Raw genomic sequence first — 22,401 nt, 5'->3', positions numbered from 1 at the left:
CTATATATTTACATGCTCTATATTGTAAATGCCAACCATTAAAAGTGAAGGTTTAATGTCTAAAAACCCCGATTTAAAACAAGTATTAGTTAATTTAGTGACAGAGTGGACCAACTTAAGTGAAAAGAATGGTTATTTAACGGTTGAACAGGATCCAGATTGGCCGTCACCGTGCGTTCAAGAACAAAATGAACGTTTGATATGGAAACCGGTTTTGCAATCTCAACACATAGAGAGTGAATTAAGCTTCGATAATGTAGGTGAGGCTTTTAATATTACTATAGACCCCCAGTATAGTTCGCTTTTTACCACGTATTTTTCAGACAACTTAAACATGGGTCATGTTAAAGGCGAGTTTCAGATGTTACAGGCTTGGTCGTTAGATGACTTTGAAAGGCTCCAACAAAACTTGGTGGGGCACCTGTTAATGAAACAAAAATTAAAACAAACGCCAACTTTGTTTTTTGGTTTAACAGACCAAGAAGACCTGAACTTAGTTGTTAATAATGACACTGGCGAAGTCTGTCTAGAGTATGTAGGAAAAGAGCCTCATGAGGTGTTAGCGGCAGATTTAGTGAGCTTTTTGAGTGAATGTAGCGTTATAAAATAAGAAAAAAGATTACACTTGCGTCTTAAACTCTTATTTTAATAAATAAGATATTCAGAGTTTAGCTCACTATTTAGTGAGCTTTTTTAATTCATCAGTAAGTAACTGAACTTGCCTCTCTAAGATTGATATTCTTTCCTCTACCGAGCGCGAATTAACTGGCGTTTCCTCAGTATCTTTAGCTTGAACTTTCATATTAGGATCTGAGTTATACAGCTTTATCCCAGCAATAATGTTAGGTAACTGTTTAGGTCCGCGCATTCTCGGTTTCACTAACGCTACAGAGGGTTGTTTTCCTTCGGCAACGAGTTGTTTACAGATATCGACAATCTCATTTGTATTCATTAATTGGTCTCATAGACTAATTTAGTGGTCAAATTTACAAATCAATTATTGGGGTTTTTACAAAACCCTTATATTACAAAGACTTAAAACTTGGAATTAAATTTGTATTAAGAGTGTAAATTATAACAACTTGAATCAAAAGAAAGGAATAATAATTATGAAAAATTCGGCTTATAAACTTCTAATCGCTTTGCCATTAGCTCTCTCAATGACTGGTTGTATCATTGTTGCATCAGACGATGGTCACGACGCCGATTGGATAAGTTCAAAGTCTAATTCTGACTCTCACTGGAAAGAAGAGCAACGTGTTAATAATGACAAAATAGCAAGTTTACAAATTGGCGATAAATACGAAAAGGTGCGAGGCATAATGGGAACGCCTAAGTTTAACGAAGCTTTTGAGTCAGAAGGCAAGTCGGTTCAAGTTATATTCTATAGAACTCGTCATAAGCACTCTGATGGAGAGACGACAAAAGATGAATGTACGCCATTAATATTTAAAGATGGTTCGTTAGTTGGATTTGGACAGAAAGCGTATGAAAGGCTGTAGCCTTTACGTAATATAAATTTATTAATTGACGCCTTTGTATAGGCCGACAAAAAAGCCCTTAGACGTTTATAGACGTATAAGGGCTTTTTTATGGAAGGTAGTAAAGACTTAACTTTTCTCAGTGCTAGAGCTATTTATATGATGAAAATCAACTTCTTCACTAGCAATGCCAGCATTAGGATCGTTGAACTTATCGTAATCAAATTCATTTTCTGAGGTGGCTACAACACAGCTTACCATACAATCGCCAGTCACATTCACCGCTGTTCGTGTCATATCTAATAGGCGGTCAACACCTAAAATTAATGCAATACCTTCAACCGGCAGACCAACTTGTTGTAATACCATTGCCAACATTACCAAGCCAACACCAGGAACAGCTGCTGTACCTATTGAAGCAAGTGTCGCAGTTAGTACCACCATTAAATAATCGCCAATAGTTAGATCAACGGCGAAAATCTGTGCAATGAAAACAGTCGCAACGCCCTGCATTATCGCAGTGCCATCCATGTTTAAAGTAGCGCCCATAGGCAAAGTGAATGAAGCGATAGAATTTTTGACACCCAGTTTTTTTGTCGCGGTTTCCATCGTTACGGGTAACGTTGCACCTGAACTTGACGTACTAAATGCAAAAAGAGCGGCATCTCGCATTTTTCTATAAAACATTACAGGGTTGAGTCCGGTAAGCGACTTTAATAGCACGCCATAAACCACTAAGCCATGAATAAGTAAAACAGCGATAACAAGAAGGAAGTACTTACCCAAATTAGCGATAATGGCAAAATCCATTGTTGTCATAAGTTTTGCGAGTAAACAAAATACGCCGTATGGCGCTAGATTCATTAGGATTACTACTAGGCGCATAATGACTGCATTAATATCAACAAATATAGCAGCTAAACGCTCACCTGGTTTACCGGCAAGGGCCATTGAAACACCAAACAGTAGTGCAAAAACAATAACTTGAAGCATGTTGCCATTTGCCATCGATGCAATTGGATTGGTAGGGAACATGTTAATTAGCACTTGCGCAAACCCAGGTGCTTCTTTTGCAGCATAGTTTGCGTCGGTCGCCATATTAACTCCCTCACCAGGTGCAATTACTAATGCAGCAACAATAGCTAAGGTAATGGCAATGGCCGTAGTAAATAAATATAGTGCGATTGATTTACCACCTAAGCGGGCAAGTTTAGATGTATCGTTTAAACTGCACGTGCCAACCACTAGTGAAACAAACACTAATGGGACGACGATCATTTTTAAACTAGCGACAAATATTGCGCCACCGACTTTAAATACGCCTTCTACAAAAAAATCTTTAATAGAGAGTTCAGCAAAACCGAGCGGGATTTTAAAGTCTCCTTCGCTGCCAAACAGTACTTGAAAAAAAATACCAACCGCGATGCCGGCAAACATACCGATTAGTATTCGCGCGGTTAACCCCATTTTTTTATTATCCTGTTGAGTTGTCATTCGTCTTATTCTTATTTTTAAGTTTCAATTTTGCGACAATATAACCACAAAATTTAATTAATTTCACCTTGGACAGCGTTTGAGGTAATAAAAACTAAAAAAAAGTAGAAAACGTTTGTGTAATAAATTGATATTTATTAACTTAGCAAAAGAGAATGCTGTAGTTGCATAAAATAATAGGGAGAGGTTACATGTTACCAGCGCTATTTAAAGGCTCATTTAAAAGCTTTATAGTTGGTTTATTTTCATTGTTCATTGTCGCTTGTGGTGGTGATGGCACTTTGTCAGATGGTTCATCCACTGGCGGAACAGGAACAAATTCAGGGAATGATGTCTACAAATTAGCAGTTGTGTATACAAACACGGATGGCACTTCAAGTAGCTCGTTTGATTTTGGCGATGTAATAACAATTACAGCAACCCTAACGCTCAACGATGAGAGTGTTGAGGGAGCAATTATCAACTTCGCCAATAGTGATGCGTCATTAGCTTCATTAAGTGTCACTCAGGCAACAACAAATTCTAACGGCCAAGCAACTACTCAGTTAACCGGTGGCGTTGCAGCGGGAACAGGCACGGTAACTGTCTCTACTAGCACAGGCTCGTTAGATGAAATAATTACTAATTACACTTCACTCGGTGACACGACGAGTACTTCTAACCACACCGCATATCTAGTCCCTAGTTCTACTACAGTCGCTGAATATCCGAATTTAACTGGGTCTACTATTACAACGATTTCATCAGCACAGCCGGGACGCATTGTTATTCAACTAAACGACGAAAATTTACAACCCATTCCTCGTGAAATCGTTTATGTCGAACTTGATGAGCGTTCTACTGAGTTGTTAAATTTAAGTGTTGATAATGGAGGCGTTGCGACAAATGCCGACGGGTACGCATCTTTAACTCTAGAAGCAACAGACGTGAGTGGCGCCGGTAAATTAAATGTTATCTACAACGATGAAGTTGTTGCATATGTTGTGTTTAACGCGGCAGGTGACGGTGACCAAGAGGTTGCAAAAGATATTGGTACTGTTGAGTTACTTTCTGACGCATTCCAAATGGCTTCGTCGGGTGCGCAATTGGTTAATCTAATTGGCCTAGTAAAAGACGAAAACAACAATTTAATGGAAGGTGTGACGGTTTCATTCGTTACAACTTCTGGTGGTATACGTGTCAATCAAGCGACTACAGGTGCCGATGGTAAAGCAATTGCAGTATTAGATACGCTAAACGCACCGCAAACACGAGCTATCGAAGTAACAGCTATTGTGGGTGACAAATCAGATACAGTAAGTATTTCAGTTACTGGTACAACAATTAAAATTAACGGCAATGACTCAATTGTTACTGGAAATGCTGCAGTTTTCAGTGCTGTATTACTTAACTCTGATGGTGTTGGTATTGCTCAAACAAGAGTTTATCTGGAAAGTGAGAGTGGTAATGAGCTAACGGATATGAGTGGTTCGGTATTACCAATAGATAGTTCAAACGGCTTATCGTATGTTGAAACGGATGCCACCGGTAGTGCACAGTTTAAGTTTAATGCAACAACCAGCGGAACAGACACTATTGTTGCATCAGCGTTAGGTGAAAGTAGTGACTTTAATATATCAGTATCTCCTGATACTTTCGTTATTGAAGAGCTAAAAGTAAACGATAGTATAGTCACCACAGCTGAAGTGCCAATGATTCAAGGTGGAGTATTTAAACTAGTTTGGGAAAAAGATGGTAGTCCATTTGTCGGAGATGTTTTGTTCTCCACAACGCGAGGCCAAATATTTGCTAAAGGAGCAGATACTTCAACGGCGACGCCTATTACTAATGTAGTATCGACCGATGCGGACGGTAATGTAGAGGTAATGTTAGTATCATCTAATGCTGGACCAGCAATATTAACGGCTAAAGCGCCGGGGCTTTCAGCAACCTATGAGTTTGAGTTTGTAGCAGAAACTGCACATCAAATTACGCTACAAGCTTCTCCATTTTCAATTGGTCCGAACGGTCAGCAATCAACAATTAGCGCGGTTGTCCGAGATATAGACGGTAACTTAGTTAAAAACAGGCCGGTTAATTTCCAATTATATGACGTAAGTGGTGGCGCTATTTTCCCTGCCACTAATGTAACTGACAGTAATGGATTAGCAACGACCGTATATAGTTCTAGTACTGTGTCATCTCGCGATGGCGTAGCAATAGCAGCTTGTACAGATACGACTGGCGCTGCAAGTAACTGTTCTAATACAAGAAATACTAATGGTAATAATGATAGCCTTGATGATACATATGCTTGTACCGTTAATGCTAAAGAGTGTGTCTCAGACAGCGTTAAAGTGACAGTGGCAGAGAGAGAACTATTTATTACCGCTGGTTTAGGAAATGCTGTCGGTGAACCAACCGATCAAGAGTACCAATATGACGTTCCGGTTTATGTTACCGACGTAAATGGAAATCCTATCTCAGGCGTAGAGTTAAGTATTTCAGCCATTTCTACACATTATGCAAAAGGTTTTTGGGTTCAAGAAATTGACCCAGAGGACGACTCGTTTATTAAATGGGTATCGTTACGCTCTGTCACTTGCCCAAGTGAAGATATTGACCGTGATGGTGTGTTAGATGTTCAAGTTGATGGAGAGGGCTTTAACGAAGATACCAATGGCAATGGAGTGTTAGACCCAGGTAATATAGTCAGAACGTTAGGTGACTTTGTTACAGACGAGAATGGTGCAACGATGATTTCATTAATCTATGCCCAATCTTATGCCGCTTGGGTTGATATTGAATTTGCAGTTGAGGCTAAAATGGCTGGTACTGAACACACTCGTACACTGCGTTTTACATTACCAATACTGCAAGATGATGTCTCTGATGAAAAGTTCCCACCAATCAGACATAACTACGGTACTGATACGAACTGCAACACGACAAACTAAATCTTAAAGTATGAGATTAATTACAAAAAAGGAGGCAATAGCCTCCTTTTTTATTAGCTAGATATTAGCTATTCGCAACGCAGTTTTAACCGGTTATCGTTGGAAGTCGTAAACCGAACCTAAGTTTAAGATCTGTGTTAGCTCATCTAACGCTGTTCTAGATTCCATAACTAAGCTTGGATCGATTAAGTCGTTTTCTGACAACTCATCACGGTAGTGCTTATCCACCCACGTATTTAATGTAGTGAATAACTGATCTGACATTAAGACATGTTGGTTTGTTGCTGCTAACTCTTGCTCACTAAGCGCTACTCGAAGTCTTAGACAAGCAGGACCACCGCCATTTCTCATACTTTGCTTAACGTCAAAAAAATGTACTTTTTTAATAGGCGTGTTTTGACTAACTAGCTGTTCAAGATAAGCAGAAACCGCAGAGCTTTCTTTACATTCCATCGGCGCAATAATAGCCATTTCGTTATTACCAATATCGACTAACTGAGTATTAAACAAATAAGTTTTAACGGCCTCGTCAACAGTAACTTGATCAGAGCCAACTTTTACAAAATGCATATCTTTTTTGTTTTTTGCAGAGTACTTAGCATTCAATTCAGCTAACTTTTGCTCGGTATCTAAAAAAGCTTGTTCGTGATAGAACAATACGTTTTGATTACCTACCGCAATAACATCGTTGTGAAACACGCCTTGATCAATAACATCTGGATTCTGTTGCACATAAACAACACCTGAGTCATCTAGTTGATGCAAACGAGAAACAGCAGTACAAGCCTCAAACGTATGACGAGCTGGGTATTTAACCGGTGCTGGCTTGTTGTGATCAAAAGCGTAACGACCGTAAACAAACATCTCTATACCACCTTCACCGTAACTATCACAAAAACGAGTGTGGTTTGCGGCACCTTCATCACCAAAGTGATCATTATCAGGCAGATGACGATGGTGTGCGAAGTGAGATTCGTTCGCAAACATTGCTTGTAAAATTCGGCCACTTGTTTCCGGCTCAAGTGAACGATGAAATTTGTTTGTTAAGTTTGCTGGCGTGAAGTGTACTTTTTTATCAGCTGTGTCAGAGCTAGGTGATACCGTTGCTGCATTCGCAGTCCACATACTTGATGCTGAATACACAGCTCGTAAAATTTGTGGAGCATGTTTTTTTGCTTGTTGAAGAATATTTGCATCAGAACCCGTAAAGCCAAGACGACGTAAAGCATTCATGTCTGGACGTTCTTGCGGTGCTAAAACGCCTTGTTTGAGTCCCATGTCGTGCAAAGCTTTCATCTTTTGTAGGCCTTGCTTAGCTGCAGATTTTGGGTTTGATACATCTTTTGCATTTGATAAGGAGGCGACATTGCCGACTGACAGTCCGGCATAGTTATGTGTAGGGCCAACTAAACCATCAAAATTTGCTTCAAAATACTTCATTAAATCAACACTCCTTAATATTTAGTTCCAAATAGATTTTTATTCAGAAAAAAAATTATTATTTTTATAATTAAAGCTGATTATTTCGCTTTATCGAGCTTCAGCGTGGCGGAAAATAATTTTATAAATTTATTGAGCGAAATTTTATAAACCTCAAAAAACGCTGAAACACTTATAAACATTGCGCATAAGACGCTGTAAAACGTTTATATTATACGCAGTTAAGTGAAAAAATCTAAGTTAAAGACAGAAATTGATAGCGATTTGTGCTTGAAGTCGAATAGAATCGCATATATATCTTATAAGTTAGTATAACTACGCAAATAAACTAAAAACGCTACCGTGGCTTTAAAATTAAGCGGCGGACAAGTTTTATAAGCGATTGAGGAATTATGGGAAAATCTCTGGTAATAGTAGAGTCACCAGCAAAAGCAAAAACAATCAATAAATACTTGGGTAAGGATTTTGTTGTTAAGTCGAGCGTTGGTCATATTCGTGATTTACCTACGTCTGGTGGGCCTAAAAAGGCAGCAGAACGAACTTCCACTAAAGGGTTATCTGTTGAAGAAAAAGCGGCGTTAAAAGCAAAAAAAGATAAAGAAGCTTTAGTTGGCCGAATGGGTATCAATCCTGAAAAAGGGTGGGCAGCCAAGTATCAGATATTGCCAGGCAAAGAAAAAGTCGTAACCGAATTAAAAAAATTAGCGAAAGATGCAGATCAAATATATCTTGCAACCGATTTGGACCGTGAAGGGGAAGCAATAGCATGGCACCTGAGGGAAATTATTGGTGGTAGCGACGATAAATTTAAACGAGTTGTATTTAACGAAATAACCAAGAGTGCGATCCAACAAGCATTCTCAAAGCCAGGTGAACTAAACATTGACCGCGTTAATGCACAACAAGCGAGACGTTTTCTAGATCGTGTTGTTGGCTTTATGGTATCGCCATTGCTATGGAAAAAAATTGCTCGAGGACTATCAGCCGGGCGAGTTCAGTCTGTTGCGGTTCGCTTAGTTGTTGAACGTGAGAGAGAAATCAAAGCGTTTATCCCTGAAGAGTTTTGGCGTTTGCATGCAGACACAAGTACAGCTGACCGTCAAAACATCATGCTTGAAGTTGCCAAGCAACAGGGCAAAACATTCAAGCCTGTTAATAAAGCACAGATGGATGCTGTTTTAGAAGATATAAAAGCGCAGACATTTACTGTTAGTAACCGAGAAGATAAACCTTCGAAAAGCAAGCCGTCTGCACCGTTTATCACATCGACTTTACAACAAGCAGCGAGTACTCGACTAAGCTTTGGCGTTAAAAAAACGATGATGATGGCACAGCGTCTATATGAAGCCGGTCACATTACTTACATGCGTACAGATTCGACGAACCTAAGTTCAGAAGCAGTGGGCGCGTGTCGTATGTTCATTCAAAGTGAGTTTGGTGAAAAATACTTGCCAACATCACCAATGATGTATGGCAGTAAAGATGGCGCTCAAGAGGCCCACGAAGCGATTCGACCTTCGAACGTAGGATTAACCGCAGATAAGCTAGATGGCATGGAGCGCGATGCTGTGCGCCTTTATGAGCTGATTTGGAATCAGTTTGTCGCTTGTCAAATGGTTCCTGCAGAATATGACGTGACAAATGTCACTGTAAGTGCAGGTGATTTTGAACTTAGAGCTAAAGGCCGAGTTCTAAAATTTGACGGTTGGACAAGAGTTCAGCCAGCAATTAAAAAAGTTAACGACGATAATATTGAACTTCCAGATGTTAAAGTAGGCGACAACCTAAATCTAAATGAGTTGTTACCAAAACAACACTTCACTAAGCCAGTGGCCAGATTCTCCGAGGCTAGTCTTGTAAAAGAACTTGAAAAACGTGGTATAGGCCGACCATCAACGTATGCATCCATTATAGGTACTATTCAAGACCGAGGGTATGTTCGTTTAGAGAGTCGACGCTTTTATGCAGAAAAGATGGGTGAGATTGTTACTGACCGCTTGGTAGAAAATTTCACTGACCTCCTCAATTATGACTTCACAGCCCGAATGGAAGGTCGTTTAGATGAAGTCGCTCATGGCGACTTAGAGTGGAAAGCATTACTAGACAGCTTTTATGAAGAGTTTAAAGGTAACTTAGAAGTAGCATCTAGAGAGTCAGACGAAGGCGGAATGCGCCAAAATACACCAATTGAAACTGATATCGAGTGTGGAAAGTGCGGACGAAATATGAATATTCGTACAGCAAGCACGGGCGTATTTCTTGGCTGTTCAGGTTATGCTTTACCGCCTAAAGAGCGCTGTACAAATACCATGAATCTTACTTCTGGTGATGAAGCTGAAAATGTCACTAGTGAAGAGCAAGAAGCAGAAGCATTGCGTCACATGAAACGTTGTCCAGTATGTGCTACGGCCATGGACAGTTACTTAATTGATGAAAAACGCAAGATTCATATTTGTGGTAATAATCCTGTTTGTGAAGGGTTTGTTGTTGAAAAAGGTGAGTTTAAGCTTAAAGGCTATGATGGCCCTCTAATCGAATGTGATAAGTGTCAATCAGACATGGAGCTTAAATCTGGTCGTTTTGGTAAATACTTTGGTTGTACTAACTCTGAGTGTAAAAACACTCGTAAGCTGTTGAAAAATGGCGAAGCTGCGCCACCAAAAGAAGATCCTACTCACCTTCCAGAATTGCCGTGTGAAAAGTCCGACGGTTATTTTGTATTACGTGACGGAGCTGCTGGTCTTTTCATGGCTGCATCTACTTTCCCTAAATCGAGAGAGACTAGAGCACCATTTGTTGAAGAGTTACAGCGATTTAGAGATAGAATTAGTCCTAAGTTTTACTATTTGGCAGACGCGCCAGCGCAAGACCCAGATGGTAATAAGTCTAAAGTTCGATTTAGTCGTAAGACTAAACAACAGTACGTTATGACTGAAGACGATAAGGGCAAAGCAACAGGTTGGGCTGCATGGTTTACTGATGGTGAGTGGACTGTCGATGATGGTCGTAAAAAACCAAAAGCAAAAGCAAAGGCAAAACCTAAAGCTAAAAGTAAAGCCAAATAGTGCTAAGTGTATATAACTAAGTTTATGTAGCTCAGTATGAAAAATTTAAAGGCCCTCAGTAGTAAGTCACTCTATTGAGGGTCTTTTCGTAAGTAAAAAACTAAAATAGCTCCTGCTAAAAATAAGTTTAACCATCCATGATCGATATTAGTGATATTCATTTAGTACAAGTTGTTAGCCAAGTAGGCAGTATCACCAAAGCCGCCGAGCTACTTCACATATCTCAGCCAACATTAAGTAAACGTATTAGTCGACTCGAACAAAAGCTTAAGATGGCTTTATTTTATCGAGATACTGGCGGTATGGTGCCGACAGAGGCAGCAAAACTATTAACTCACCGTAGCCAAACACTGACTTCACAATTAGCTCAGTTGGAACGCGAGCTTGAATTAATGGCTAATTTAAAAGGCGATATGATTTCTATTGGTGTCGGGCCAATAGTAGAGCAAGACATTTTGCCGAAAGTGTTACTAGATTTTGTAGAGCACGAATATAATTTTAAAATCTCAACCGTGACCCTGTCATCAGAGGCGTTACTAGAAAACCTACTGAATGGCAGGTTAGATATAGTTATTGGAACATTTGGCGAAGAGGACGTTCCGACAAATTGTTTAGCGCCATTAAAATATAGCAACCGTTTTGTGGGTGTTGTTCGAAGCGGTCATGCTTTGAGTAGCCATAAAAAGGTTCATTTAAGTGAATTGATGGAATATAGAAATATTTCTCCAAGCATCCCTAAAAACTTAAGTTTTAAAGCTTCTTTATTGATAAAGGATCGTGACTTTACGCCTTCTATTGCTTGTGAAAGTTACGATATAGCCAAGCGAGTAGTATTAAACTCTGATTATGTTACTTCTGGTCCAGAAGTTCTATTTAGAAATGAATTTCTCTCAGAACAGCTAGTTAAGCTTGAGTTAGAGTCAGACTTGATTTGGGAGTGCCGCTGTTTAGTGAAACCTGAACGCAGTCTTGCTCCAGCGATACAAGAAGTCATTGGCTTATTTTCTCAGTACATGTCGCCCGTTGAAACGTCTTAAAGTCTGTTTTTAATTCAGATTGACTAAATTAGTCGCATTTAGATGGAAATTACTGCGACTAATGACATTTCTTTGCTAGGGGTGTCAAAAAACTTAATTACACCTCAGACTCATGCGCCTTTAAACTCCGCTATCTTAATTTCGACACCAATGCGAAAGCGCCAGGTCAAATTCAACGTAAAAGGGTTTATAAACTCAATGAAAAAAAATCAAATACCGGCTAAATCTATTATCGCCTTATCTTTAAGCGCATTATTCATGTCAGAAGCTGCAACGGCTGCTGGTTTTTACTTAAATGAGCACAGTGCGAATGGTTTAGGTAGAGCATTTGCAGGGCAAGCAGCTTTGGCTGAAAATGCAACGGTACTGTATTCAAACCCTGCGGCCATTACCCAGTTTGATACTGCAACTGCGAGTCTATTTTTAAGCTATGTTGATCCAGGCATTAGCTCTAAAGGTTCTGTGACGCTTACTAACCAAGGGCAAAACTTGACGTTAGAAGCGGATCAAAATGACGTTGCTGGCAGTGCTTTTATTCCAGCAGCCTTTTATGCTCGTCCATTAAACGATCAGTGGTCTATTGGTCTTGGCATGTATAGTAACTATGGCTTGGCATCAGACTATGACGACAGTTTCACGGCTTTACATTTTGGCGACCGAGCTGAAATAAAGTCCGTTAACCTAAATCCTACAGTCGCTTACCGCCTGTCTGACACAGTTAGCCTAGGACTGGGCTTAAACGCAGTTTACAGCGAAGCTGAACTTAGTACCTCGGTTCCGACTGTTATATCTGGCGCAATTGGTGGTATTGTACCGCCATTAGCTTCTATTGCTAAAGTACAGGGTGATGACTGGTCGTTTGGTTGGAACATAGGTGCATACTGGTTGCCTACGCCAAACACTACAATTGGACTTAGTTACCGCTCAGAAGTTGGGCTATCACTATCGGGCGATTTCAAATCTGATGTGGTTGCTGCATATAATCAAGCTGGATCAGTAGACATTGATTTACCTGCGCTTGCAGAGCTAGCAATAAACCAAAAAGTATCAGAACAACTTTCTTTCCAAGCTAGTATCAACTGGTTTGGATGGAGCAGCTTTGACGTACTTGAAGCCAATTTAGAAAACGGTGTTGATGTATTGTTAAAAGAAGAGCAATTTCATAACGCTAAAAAGTACAGTTTAGGGGCAACGTATATTCTGAATGCACAATGGGTTTTACGAACCGGTGTTGCCTATGATGAAGGTGCTGTTTCAGATGAGCACAGAAGTATCGGTATTCCAGATACTGATAGACGTTGGTTGAGTGCGGGCGCAAGCTACACGTTGAACGACTCACTAACTATCGATGCTGGTATTGTTAAAGTTTATGGTAAAGATGCTCGAGTAAATGAACAAACAGCGTTTGGTCCGTTAACATCGACATTAGAAGCGACACAAAGTGCTTCTGCAACTATTTTATCAGCACAAATAAACTATGCGTTTTAAAAACGAGTTTTAAATTGAATAAAGAGCTAAATCATTTTGCATCGCAGCAAAGTGGTTTAACTCTTTTGTTTTTACACTTATACAGTTGGTAAGCTTTTCATCCAGTCCTTTAACCATGGCAAGGCTTTAGTTTCAGGCTCCAAAGTTTCACATGCGTCTATTTTCAACATCGGTACTGGCGCAATGCCTTGTAACTCATAAAATAGCTCTTCCATTTTCTCGCCTGCACCGCAAAAAGTAGGGTAACTTGAGTCACCCAGCGCAATCACACCAAATGGTTTTTGTTGCTGCATTGGCATGGTGTCACGAGCTGAAAAGTAAAAATTTTCCAAATTTGAGGGTAGGTCGCCTTGCCCTGTTGTCGAGGTTATGACTAGACAAGCGTCAACATCATGAATATCGGTAACTAGTGCAGAACTATTGTAAACGGTTGTATGCCCAGCATCATGCAGTGCTTTTTGAACTGTATTTGACAGTTCTTGCGCGGCGCCGTAAACGCTCCCCATAATTAATGCAACTCGAGCCATGATGTGAATCTCCTAAACTTTGATAACAGCCATGTTAGCTAAAATAGTTAAACGGACAATAGTTAAACGAACTGAGGTAAAACATTGTACCGAAATTTATGTTGTCGGCCACCGACATTGTTTAAAAACCTTGGTTAAAGCCTCATCAAGAGGTGCATGTATACTGATACACTGTTTTGTAGTCGGATGTACAAAGCTAATACTAGCTGCATGTAATGCAAGCCTGTTGAGCGCTAAATGCTCACGAGCAGATTTATTTTGCTTTCCGTCACCGTGGTTAGTATCGCCTATAATCGGGTGTCTTATATGTGCCATGTGTCGGCGTAATTGATGTTTACGCCCCGATTTAGGGTTCAGCTCCACCAAAGAGTAACGACTTTTTTCATAGCGTCCAGATGGAAAGGGTAGTTCTGCTGTGGCAATCGTTTTTAAATAGGTCAATGCTTCTTGTGGAGCTAGATCGGTTGCTCGGTTTTTATCTGCTATTTTGTCAAAGATACGTGATAGAGCATAGTCAATTGTAATTTGCTCTTGTGTGTGACCACGAACCATAGCCAAGTAAGTCTTTTGTATTTCGTCGTTAGCAAAGGCTTTACTCATGGTCGCCGCAATTTCACTGCTTAATGCAAAAACAAGCACGCCTGACGTGGGTCGGTCTAGGCGGTGGATTGGAAAAACGTGTTGACCAATGAGATCACGAGTGAGCTGAAGTGCAAACAATGTCTCACGTTTGTCGATTTCGCTTCGATGTACAAGTAAACCTGACGGCTTATTAATAGCAACTAAATCATTATCTTGATAAAGAATAGAAATCTCTGGGGCTTGATCAAAAACTATATTACGCATTATTAACTATTCAATGAATATTTTATGCTAAGGATACCACTTAACGTCGCAAGCCCCTATAATTGCCAGGCTAAATAATTAAAAGGAAAACTAATGTCGTCCGCGAGCTCAAATAATCCAGTCCCAACAATTGCCGACTTAATGCTTAAGGCTGACGCCAATTGGCGTGTTTTTGATATGGGGCGTCGTATCCAGTCGATTAGTAAAAGTGACTTTGCCGCGATTGAGAATGGTGAAAAGCCGTATCCATTTCCTCTTCAGCAAAAAGCGAGATTTGCCATATTGTTTTGGGATCAAAAAGAGTCAAAACAAAGTGGCATGAAAAATCCTTTCATTTGGTTTCTTCAATTTGAGGTTGATGAGTTAGGTTTACTAAAAATGCAACAAAGAGATCATTTTATCTCTATTGTTATTAAAGAGTTAGGATCAGCAATTGTTGGTGCTACCGACTCGGATAAGTTAGATAACCATCCCTATTCATTTACACCGGATCAAAATAGGCAGGCAGCGTTTAATGCGACCATTAAAGTTGTCTTAAAACAGCCTGCATCTATGTATTACGAGCATGTTCAAGCTTATTTCACTAATCAGATTAGTATTGATAAGTGGCAAGAGTTGACGGTTCAGGGCATTGCTGACTTTTCCGCTCGTATAAATGAAAATCAAAATGATGTAGCGCTGATCAATAATTTAGACCAATTGTCAGTTCAAATACTGAGCGTTCTAGGCGCGACGTTGGAGCATTCTCAAATTGGTATTAAATTAACGGAAAAATTGATAGAGCAGCAAAAGTTGGCGCTTGAAACATCAGACCACGAAGAAGTATTCCATTTATTACGATGTATGGCAGGAAGTGAGTCTAAGGCATTAGTTCAGCAACAATTAGCTTTTTTACTTTCATCAGACGAGCTAAATGAGGAGTCGTTATACTTGATAATAGCGGGTCGCTTTTGGAGTTATTTGACTGACGACTCACTGCGTCATCTGTATTTTGATAAAATATCTCAACACACCAATCAACAATTGTTTGCCGGTATATTTGCAGACTTAGTTGCAATACCAGAGACGCGAAAATGTGTGTTAAGTTTACTTAGAGATCCGTCTCGCTCAGCTTCAGTATCAAGAGCGATTGGGACCCTGTTCGGCCAATGATAAAATACGATTAATAATTGCTTTGATGCCGTTGCCTCTTGATGGACTTAACTGGTCCATTAGGCCTAGCTGATCAAGATAAGACGGCATATCAAACTCTAGTACTTGGTGATGAGATTTACCATTAAACGCAGCGAGCACAATAGCGACTAAACCTTTTACTATTTTAGCGTCTGAACTGGCTGCTACCATAAGTCTATCTTGGTGCCAGGAGGCAACTAACCAAACCTGACTTTCACAGCCTGCAACTTGGTTTTCCTCTCCCTTAAGCGTTTCATCAAACGCCGGTAACTCTTTACCCATCAACATTATGCGTCGGTACTTATTTTGCCAGCCATGTTCTTTGTCCATTAGTGATAATACTGAGGCGTCGTTCAAGGTAAATGAGTTTGAAAAGTCCGCTATTGCTTGGTTCATATTGCTCTACTTGTTTTATATATCTAATAATTCTATGGTGCTTTTAAGGGCTTGTACGAACTGGTTTACGTCATTTAGTTCATTATAAACACCCAATGACACTCGGATTGTACCGTCTATACCGAGCGCCTGCATGAGTGGCATTGCGCAATGGTGGCCACAACGAACTGCAATTTGTTGTTGATCTAGAAGCATACCGACATCTGCGACTGATTCATCGCGTAAGCTAAATGAAACAACCCCAACATTGGCACTGGTATCACCATAAAGCGTTATGTTATCGATTGACTTTAGTTCGTTAAGGAGCGCTTCATATAACTCGTTAATATGGTTATGTTGAACTTGATAAAGCTTGCTATTCACAAAGTCTAGAGCGGCGTTAAGGCCAATTACACCAGCAATATTCGGGGTGCCAGTTTCCAGTAGTGCAGGGACTGGTCTAAACCACGTTTTATCCCTTGATACATGGGTGATCATTTCACCGCCAAACTCTACTGGGCGCATTTCAGATTTTTTACGTTCGGCAATATATAAAACGCCAATTCCTGTTGGACCATAAAGTTTATGACCCGAAAAGGCATAAAAATCACAGTTTAATACGCTCACATCAATTGGTAGATGGGCAACAGCCTGTGCGCCATCAACTAGGGTCGTCGCACCAATTTCATTTGCTAACTCAACTATTTTCGCTACTGGGTAAATACTTCCTAGTGCGTTTGATACGTGTTGAACAGCAACAAGTTTTGGTTTTGTTAATAATACTTCTTGGTACTGCAGTAAATCTATTTGTCCGCCAGGTGTTAATTCAATAATGTGTAAATTAAGCTGTTTTTGCATAGCCAATTGTTGCCATGGCACAAAATTGGCGTGATGTTCAGATGCCAACACCACAATCCCATCGCCAGGCATAAGGTGGTGCATTGCCCAGCTTTGAGCGACTAAATTGATAGAGTCAGTAGTACCTTTAGTCCAAACTATGTTAGATGGGGAGACAGCACCAATAAAATTTGCAACCGCACTTCGAGCCTGTTCATATTGAGCCGTGGTATTTTTAGCAGCCTGGTAGGAGCCTCGGTGCACATTGACGTTATTGCAGCCATAAAAAACTGACATTGCGTCGATAACAGATTTCGGCTTTTGAGTTGTGGCAGCACTGTCCAAATAAATCAAATCTGGGTTGTTTGCAAAAAAAGGAAAATGTTTCTTTAGGCTCATAAATAACAGACATAAAAAAGGGCAAACTAAGATGAACCTAGTTTACCCGAATTTTAGAAGGGCGTAAAAATTAACACTCGATTATATTAACAGCTAAACCACCTCTGGCGGTTTCTTTGTATTTGGATTTCATATCGTTACCGGTATCCCACATGGTTTTGATGACTTTATCGAGCGATACTTTCTGTCCACCACTACCACGAAGTGCTAAACGAGCTGCATTAATGGCTTTGATTGAACCCATCGCATTACGTTCAATACACGGCACTTGCACCAATCCACCAACTGGATCGCACGTTAAACCTAAATTATGTTCCATACCAATTTCTGCTGCATTTTCAACTTGTTCAACGCTGGCGCCTTGAATTTCGGCTAATGCGCCGGCGGCCATTGAACAAGCTACGCCAACTTCTCCCTGACAACCTACTTCAGCACCTGATATCGAAGCATTCTTTTTGTATAAGATGCCAATCGCACCTGCTGTTAATAAATAACGGACAATTAAGTCTTCGTTTAAAGGTTTAACAAATTTATGGTAATACATTAGTACAGCCGGAATAATGCCGGCAGCGCCGTTTGTTGGCGCAGTTACGACACGACCACCATCGGCATTTTCTTCATTTACAGCGAGCGCAAAAAGGTTTACCCAGTCCATAACGGTTAACGGATCGTTCGATTGTTCGCTAGATAGTTTTCTGTGCAAAGCCGGAGCTCGACGGCGTACCTTTAAGCCTCCAGGTAATATGCCTTCAGTACGAATACCGCGATCGATGCAGGCTTCCATTACGTTCCATAGTTCAACCAGTTGCTTGCGGACAACCTTTTCATCAAGCCAAACTTTCTCATTGGCCATCATTAAGCCAGGAATGCTAACGCCATCACGTTGACACATTTCTAGCAGTTCTGCACCTGTTGAAAAAGGGTAAGGTACGGGTTGAGATTCGACTTGCTGTTGCGCGGTTTCTTTTTGAAGTTCAAAGTCTTCATGTTTAACAATAAAACCACCACCAATGGAATAATACGTCTGACTTAATATGATGCTGTTGCCACTTTTAGCCGTTAATGTCATACCGTTTGAATGCAATGGTAATGTTTTCCGTCGATGAAAAATAATGGCATTTTTGCTAGGAAACTCGATAGTTTGTTGGCCTAGCAAAAGCAAGGCTTGACTCGATTCAATGTTAGCTAACTTTGTCGCGACAGTATCTGGGTCAATGCTTTCTGGCTCATCACCAAGAAGACCTAAAATAACAGCTTTACCAGAGCCATGGCCAATTCCAGTTTGACCTAAAGAGCCAAATAACTCTGTTTGTATGCTTGTTACTTTTTCAAGCACACCTTGTTCTTTTAATAAATCGGCAAATTCTTTTGCTGCGCGCATAGGCCCAACGGTATGTGAACTGCTCGGCCCGATGCCGATACTGAACATATCAAAAACACTTAACATTTTATTTTTCTATTTTTAGAAAACGATAAATAGATTGTAACTCAGTTTGTTATTATTCACACCATCCGACACATGAGAATAACTTATTCGATATGGCGGATAAGTTTTTGTAAGATTGCAGCGGTTGCACCCCAGATAAGCTTGTTCTCATAACGTATAAAGTGAATTTTATGAGGCTTGCCCTGCCAGTTTGGTGTCAAATAAAATTGATGCTTACGCTGTAAAAGGTACGAAAGCGGTATTTCAAAAATATCACTAACTTCTCCTTCATTTGCAACAAACTCTTGTTTTCCATCTACCAAAGCAACTAAGGGTGACATAGTAAAATGACTGACTGTATGAAGTTCGGGTAACCAACCTAATGGTTGAATTTTTCGAGTGTCTAAGCCTATTTCTTCTTCACTTTCTCGAATCGCAGTATCTTTCAGTGTGTCATCTGCTTCGTCGTGTTTTCCGCCGGGAAAACTAATTTGCCCGGGATGGTTTCGCAAATGATTTGCACGTTGAGTAAGTAGGATATGTAATCCTTGCGCTCGCTCTATAACGGGAATTAACACCGCCGCTCTTTTTAATGGTTCGGCAGGGCCAAATCGACCATAGTCGGCTTCGTACTTTTGTTCAAAAGGACGTAAACATAAGCGAGATGCGAACTCTTCAGGGCTCATTTTTCTGTCATTCACCTTATTGCTAGTCGTTTATCAATCAATCGTTCTTGAGGTTATTGAGAATAGGCAATATTTTATTTACTTTGTCTAATGTTTCTTGATACTCATCTTCACAGACAGAATCAGCAACTAAGCCACCTCCAGCCCAACAATATATCTTATTGTTGTTACAGACTAGTGTTCTAATGGTTATATTAGTATCCATATCGCCGTTTGGTCGGATATAGCCTACCGAGCCACAGTAAACACTCCTCGGGTGCGGTTCGAGTTCATGGATGATTCGCATTGCACTTATCTTTGGTGCACCAGTTATAGAGCCACCAGGAAACGCTCCACGTAACAAGTCTAAAGAACTGGCAGAGTCTTTTAGTGTAGAGGTTATGGTACTCACCAAATGATGTACAGCGGGGTAACTTTCAATCTCAAATATTTTAGGTACTTTAACTGTGCCAGGCTTGGACACTTTGGCAATATCGTTTCGTAACAAATCAACAATCATCAAGTTTTCTGCACGGTCTTTTTCTGCCGTTGCTAAGTCCATCGACATTTGTTCGTCTAGCAAGTGATTATTACTGCGAGGGCGGGTGCCTTTAATTGGCTTAGTTTCAACTTCCCGGTTTTTGACCTGCAAAAAACGTTCTGGAGATAGACTAAGCACAGCTCCTTCCTCTAATCGAATAAAACTTGAAAAAGGCGCTTTGTTTGACGCTCTAAGTGCTAAATATGCTTGCCATTCACAGCCACTATAATTGGCGTCAAAACGTTGTGCTAGGTTAATTTGATAACAATCACCAGATGTTAAATATGACTTAACCTTGACGAATTTTTGTTGATAATCAGCATACGTCATATTTGATAACCAAGGACTGGTTAATTCAAATCTTGCTTCTATTTTGGTTTTCGACTTTGTTGACGCAATATCAGCAATTAACTCCTGCAGCTCTGCAAAGTCTTTATTGGCTGTTTGTGATTGACTAAAAAACTCAATTTGGTCATTGCTGTGGTTAAATATAATGCCGCTGTGGTAAATCCCAACAAACATATCCGGTAAGGTAATATCATGAGGTTTTGGCTGTGGCATAGTTTCAAAGCGGCCACCTAATTCGTAACCCCAATAACCCAATGCGCCACCACAAAACGGTAAATACTCTGAGCTATCAACAGTCAGCTTCTCTAGCTCTTGGTTGATCAGCTCAAACGGGTCCTCTAGAGATGATTTTGATATTCCATTTTGATTAATTATCGTAGTTGTATTACCGAAAGTCTTAAACAATACCTTTGGTTGCCAAGCACACAAACTAAATGCTTTTGCTCCTTTTTCAGCATTGGCGCTGTCCAGAATAATAAACGAAGGCTTTTGTTGTAGCCTAGACAACAGTTGCTGAAAGTCAGGCTCAGACAAAAGTAAATTTTTTCGAAAAAGAGAATGCGACATTAGGTTTGATTAACTTATTTAGAATTCAATTAAACTATAGGCCAACAAAATTATACAGTTAACTTAAAAATTGCTGGTTTATTTGTTGGTTTCAATGGGCCAGAAGAGTATCATTATCAATATTAATTTTCAGTAATCATGATCAATTATTGAATCTTTGCCAAACTCGACGACAATAAACAATACGTTTTGTTTACAAAATCATATCAAAATAATTAGAGGTCGCTATGACGGTTATTCGCCAACAAGACTTAATCGATAGTATTGCAGACTCATTGCAGTACATGTCTTATTACCATCCACTTGATTATGTTCAAGCTGTTGAAAAGGCTTACCACAAAGAACAGAATCCAGCTGCTAAAGATGCGATGGCTCAAATTTTAATTAATTCCAGAATGTCTGCAGAAGGACGTCGTCCTATCTGTCAAGATACTGGAATCGTAACTTGCTTTGTAAAAATCGGTATGGCTGTGCAATGGGACAAAACCGACATGACAGTGCAGGAGATGGTTGATGAAGGCACTCGTCGTGCGTATTTGAACCCAGAAAATCCGTTAAGAGCATCAATTGTAGCTGATCCAAACGGCGCACGAAAAAATACAAAAGATAATACGCCTTCGGTTGTGCACGTTGAAATGGTGCCAGGTGCAGGTATCGAAGTTATGATCGCGGCCAAAGGTGGCGGCTCTGAAAATAAATCAAAAATGGTAATGTTAAACCCGTCTGACGATATTGTTGAATGGGTTACTAAAACCTTACCGACGATGGGTGCTGGCTGGTGTCCACCAGGTATGTTAGGAATAGGTATTGGCGGTACTGCAGAAAAAGCAGCAGTTATGGCTAAAGAATCCTTAATGGATCCAGTTGATATTCAAGATCTTATCGAAAAAGGTGCGGAAACGTCAGACGAGCAATTACGTTTAGACCTATTAAAAGCAGTGAATGATTTAGGTATCGGTGCCCAAGGTCTTGGTGGATTAACAACCGTTGTTGATATTAAAGTTAAATCTTGCCCAACACATGCCGCGTCAAAGCCTGTTGTCATGATACCGAATTGTGCAGCAACTCGTCACGTGCACTTTCATTTAGACGGCAGTGGCCCCGCAAAACTTACACCTCCTAAATTAGAAGATTGGCCGGAAGTTACGTGGGAAATGGGCAAAAACGTTCGTCGAGTTAATGTAGATAACATAACGAAAGAAGAAGTGTCGACGTGGAAAGCGGGCGATACAGTTTTACTAAGCGGAAAAATATTGACGGGCCGAGACGCGGCGCATAAGCGCATCAAAGACATGCTGGATAAAGGTGAAGGTTTGCCTGAAGGTGTCGATTTTAATGGCAGATTTATCTATTACGTTGGCCCAGTAGATGCTGTTGGCAATGAAGTCGTTGGCCCTGCAGGACCGACTACCGCGACACGAATGGATAAGTTTACCGACCTTATGTTAGGCGAAACTGGTTTAATGGGCATGATTGGTAAGGCCGAACGAGGTCCAGCTACTGTTGAGTCAATAGCGAAACACGGTTCTGTTTATTTAATGGCCGTTGGTGGCGCTGCCTATTTAGTTTCAAAAGCGATTAAAAAGTCGAGAGTTGTGGCGTTTGAAGACTTGGGAATGGAAGCAATATACGAATTTGAAGTAGAGGATATGCCTGTATCTGTGGCAGTTGATAGTACGGGGAATAATGTACATGAGACTGGCCCTGCGATGTGGAAAGGTAAAATTGCTGAGATGAACAAAAAGTAACGTAAATG

At 40.3% G+C, this 22,401-nt stretch carries 18 protein-coding genes; 8 read left to right on the top strand and 10 right to left on the bottom strand.

Annotation, left to right across the window (positions count from 1 at the left end):
• Positions 1-55: 55 nt before the first annotated feature.
• Positions 56-610 (top strand): SecY-interacting protein, encoded by a 555-nt coding sequence (gene syd / locus ACZ1GV_RS07475; RefSeq protein ID WP_472673635.1) that lies wholly within the window; start codon positions 56-58, stop codon positions 608-610.
• A gap of 66 nt (positions 611-676) precedes the next feature.
• On the opposite strand, the gene ACZ1GV_RS07470 is transcribed toward syd, so the two are convergent.
• Positions 677-952: a hypothetical protein gene (locus ACZ1GV_RS07470; RefSeq protein WP_472673634.1), complete on the bottom strand. Its 276-nt coding sequence runs from the start codon at positions 950-952 to the stop codon at positions 677-679.
• A 157-nt stretch (positions 953-1,109) separates the two neighbouring features.
• Between ACZ1GV_RS07470 and ACZ1GV_RS07465 the strand changes: the two genes are divergently transcribed.
• Complete coding sequence (locus ACZ1GV_RS07465; protein ID WP_472673633.1) at positions 1,110-1,502, top strand: DUF3192 domain-containing protein; 393 nt, start codon at positions 1,110-1,112, stop codon at positions 1,500-1,502.
• Between the two features lie 108 nt (positions 1,503-1,610).
• Here ACZ1GV_RS07465 and ACZ1GV_RS07460 read toward each other — a convergent pair whose 3' ends face one another.
• On the bottom strand, positions 1,611-2,975 hold the full coding sequence (locus ACZ1GV_RS07460; protein ID WP_472673632.1) for a dicarboxylate/amino acid:cation symporter: 1,365 nt from the start codon (positions 2,973-2,975) through the stop codon (positions 1,611-1,613).
• Between the two features lie 191 nt (positions 2,976-3,166).
• Between ACZ1GV_RS07460 and ACZ1GV_RS07455 the strand changes: the two genes are divergently transcribed.
• Positions 3,167-5,911: a hypothetical protein gene (locus tag ACZ1GV_RS07455; protein WP_472673631.1), complete on the top strand. Its 2,745-nt coding sequence runs from the start codon at positions 3,167-3,169 to the stop codon at positions 5,909-5,911.
• Positions 5,912-6,004: 93 nt separating this feature from the next.
• On the opposite strand, the gene astB is transcribed toward ACZ1GV_RS07455, so the two are convergent.
• Positions 6,005-7,351 carry an N-succinylarginine dihydrolase gene (gene astB / locus ACZ1GV_RS07450; RefSeq protein WP_472673630.1) on the bottom strand — a complete coding sequence of 449 codons (1,347 nt, stop codon included), beginning with the start codon at positions 7,349-7,351 and terminating at the stop codon, positions 6,005-6,007.
• A 392-nt stretch (positions 7,352-7,743) separates the two neighbouring features.
• Here astB and topA point away from each other — a divergent pair, with 392 nt between their 5' ends.
• The 3 genes from topA to ACZ1GV_RS07435 all read left to right on the top strand — a co-directional run bounded on the left by topA (position 7,744) and on the right by ACZ1GV_RS07435 (position 12,941).
• Positions 7,744-10,416 carry a type I DNA topoisomerase gene (gene topA / locus ACZ1GV_RS07445; protein ID WP_472673629.1) on the top strand — a complete coding sequence of 891 codons (2,673 nt, stop codon included), beginning with the start codon at positions 7,744-7,746 and terminating at the stop codon, positions 10,414-10,416.
• Between the two features lie 137 nt (positions 10,417-10,553).
• Complete coding sequence (locus tag ACZ1GV_RS07440) at positions 10,554-11,453, top strand: LysR family transcriptional regulator (protein ID WP_472673628.1); 900 nt, start codon at positions 10,554-10,556, stop codon at positions 11,451-11,453.
• A gap of 198 nt (positions 11,454-11,651) precedes the next feature.
• Positions 11,652-12,941 carry an OmpP1/FadL family transporter gene (locus tag ACZ1GV_RS07435; protein ID WP_472673627.1) on the top strand — a complete coding sequence of 430 codons (1,290 nt, stop codon included), beginning with the start codon at positions 11,652-11,654 and terminating at the stop codon, positions 12,939-12,941.
• Between the two features lie 77 nt (positions 12,942-13,018).
• On the opposite strand, the gene ACZ1GV_RS07430 is transcribed toward ACZ1GV_RS07435, so the two are convergent.
• Positions 13,019-13,468 carry a flavodoxin domain-containing protein gene (locus tag ACZ1GV_RS07430; protein ID WP_472673626.1) on the bottom strand — a complete coding sequence of 150 codons (450 nt, stop codon included), beginning with the start codon at positions 13,466-13,468 and terminating at the stop codon, positions 13,019-13,021.
• A gap of 96 nt (positions 13,469-13,564) precedes the next feature.
• Positions 13,565-14,314: a tRNA pseudouridine(65) synthase TruC gene (gene truC, locus ACZ1GV_RS07425; protein WP_472673625.1), complete on the bottom strand. Its 750-nt coding sequence runs from the start codon at positions 14,312-14,314 to the stop codon at positions 13,565-13,567.
• A gap of 93 nt (positions 14,315-14,407) precedes the next feature.
• Here truC and ACZ1GV_RS07420 point away from each other — a divergent pair, with 93 nt between their 5' ends.
• Positions 14,408-15,466 carry a DUF3549 family protein gene (locus ACZ1GV_RS07420; RefSeq protein WP_472673624.1) on the top strand — a complete coding sequence of 353 codons (1,059 nt, stop codon included), beginning with the start codon at positions 14,408-14,410 and terminating at the stop codon, positions 15,464-15,466.
• On the opposite strand, the gene ACZ1GV_RS07415 is transcribed toward ACZ1GV_RS07420, so the two are convergent.
• The 5 genes from ACZ1GV_RS07415 to pabB all read right to left on the bottom strand — a co-directional run bounded on the left by ACZ1GV_RS07415 (position 15,434) and on the right by pabB (position 20,645).
• Positions 15,434-15,883: a SufE family protein gene (locus tag ACZ1GV_RS07415; RefSeq protein WP_472673623.1), complete on the bottom strand. Its 450-nt coding sequence runs from the start codon at positions 15,881-15,883 to the stop codon at positions 15,434-15,436. The genes ACZ1GV_RS07420 and ACZ1GV_RS07415 overlap by 33 nt on opposite strands.
• A 15-nt stretch (positions 15,884-15,898) precedes the next feature.
• Positions 15,899-17,098 carry an aminotransferase class V-fold PLP-dependent enzyme gene (locus ACZ1GV_RS07410; protein ID WP_472673622.1) on the bottom strand — a complete coding sequence of 400 codons (1,200 nt, stop codon included), beginning with the start codon at positions 17,096-17,098 and terminating at the stop codon, positions 15,899-15,901.
• A 70-nt stretch (positions 17,099-17,168) separates the two neighbouring features.
• Positions 17,169-18,545, bottom strand: coding sequence for an L-serine ammonia-lyase (locus ACZ1GV_RS07405; protein ID WP_472673621.1), 1,377 nt, complete (start codon positions 18,543-18,545; stop codon positions 17,169-17,171).
• An 83-nt stretch (positions 18,546-18,628) separates the two neighbouring features.
• Positions 18,629-19,225: a CoA pyrophosphatase gene (locus ACZ1GV_RS07400; RefSeq protein WP_472673620.1), complete on the bottom strand. Its 597-nt coding sequence runs from the start codon at positions 19,223-19,225 to the stop codon at positions 18,629-18,631.
• Positions 19,226-19,247: 22 nt separating this feature from the next.
• Positions 19,248-20,645 carry an aminodeoxychorismate synthase component I gene (gene pabB / locus ACZ1GV_RS07395; RefSeq protein WP_472673619.1) on the bottom strand — a complete coding sequence of 466 codons (1,398 nt, stop codon included), beginning with the start codon at positions 20,643-20,645 and terminating at the stop codon, positions 19,248-19,250.
• Between the two features lie 227 nt (positions 20,646-20,872).
• Between pabB and ACZ1GV_RS07390 the strand changes: the two genes are divergently transcribed.
• The gene (locus ACZ1GV_RS07390) at positions 20,873-22,393 is read left to right on the top strand and encodes a fumarate hydratase (RefSeq protein ID WP_472673618.1); all 1,521 of its coding nucleotides are present in this window, start codon (positions 20,873-20,875) and stop codon (positions 22,391-22,393) included.
• Positions 22,394-22,401: the final 8 nt, after the last annotated feature.

This window comes from Psychrosphaera sp. HA2-10, assembly GCF_055693745.1.
The sequence above is the reverse complement of the archived record's forward strand: the minus strand, read 5'-3'. Positions and strand labels throughout refer to the sequence as shown.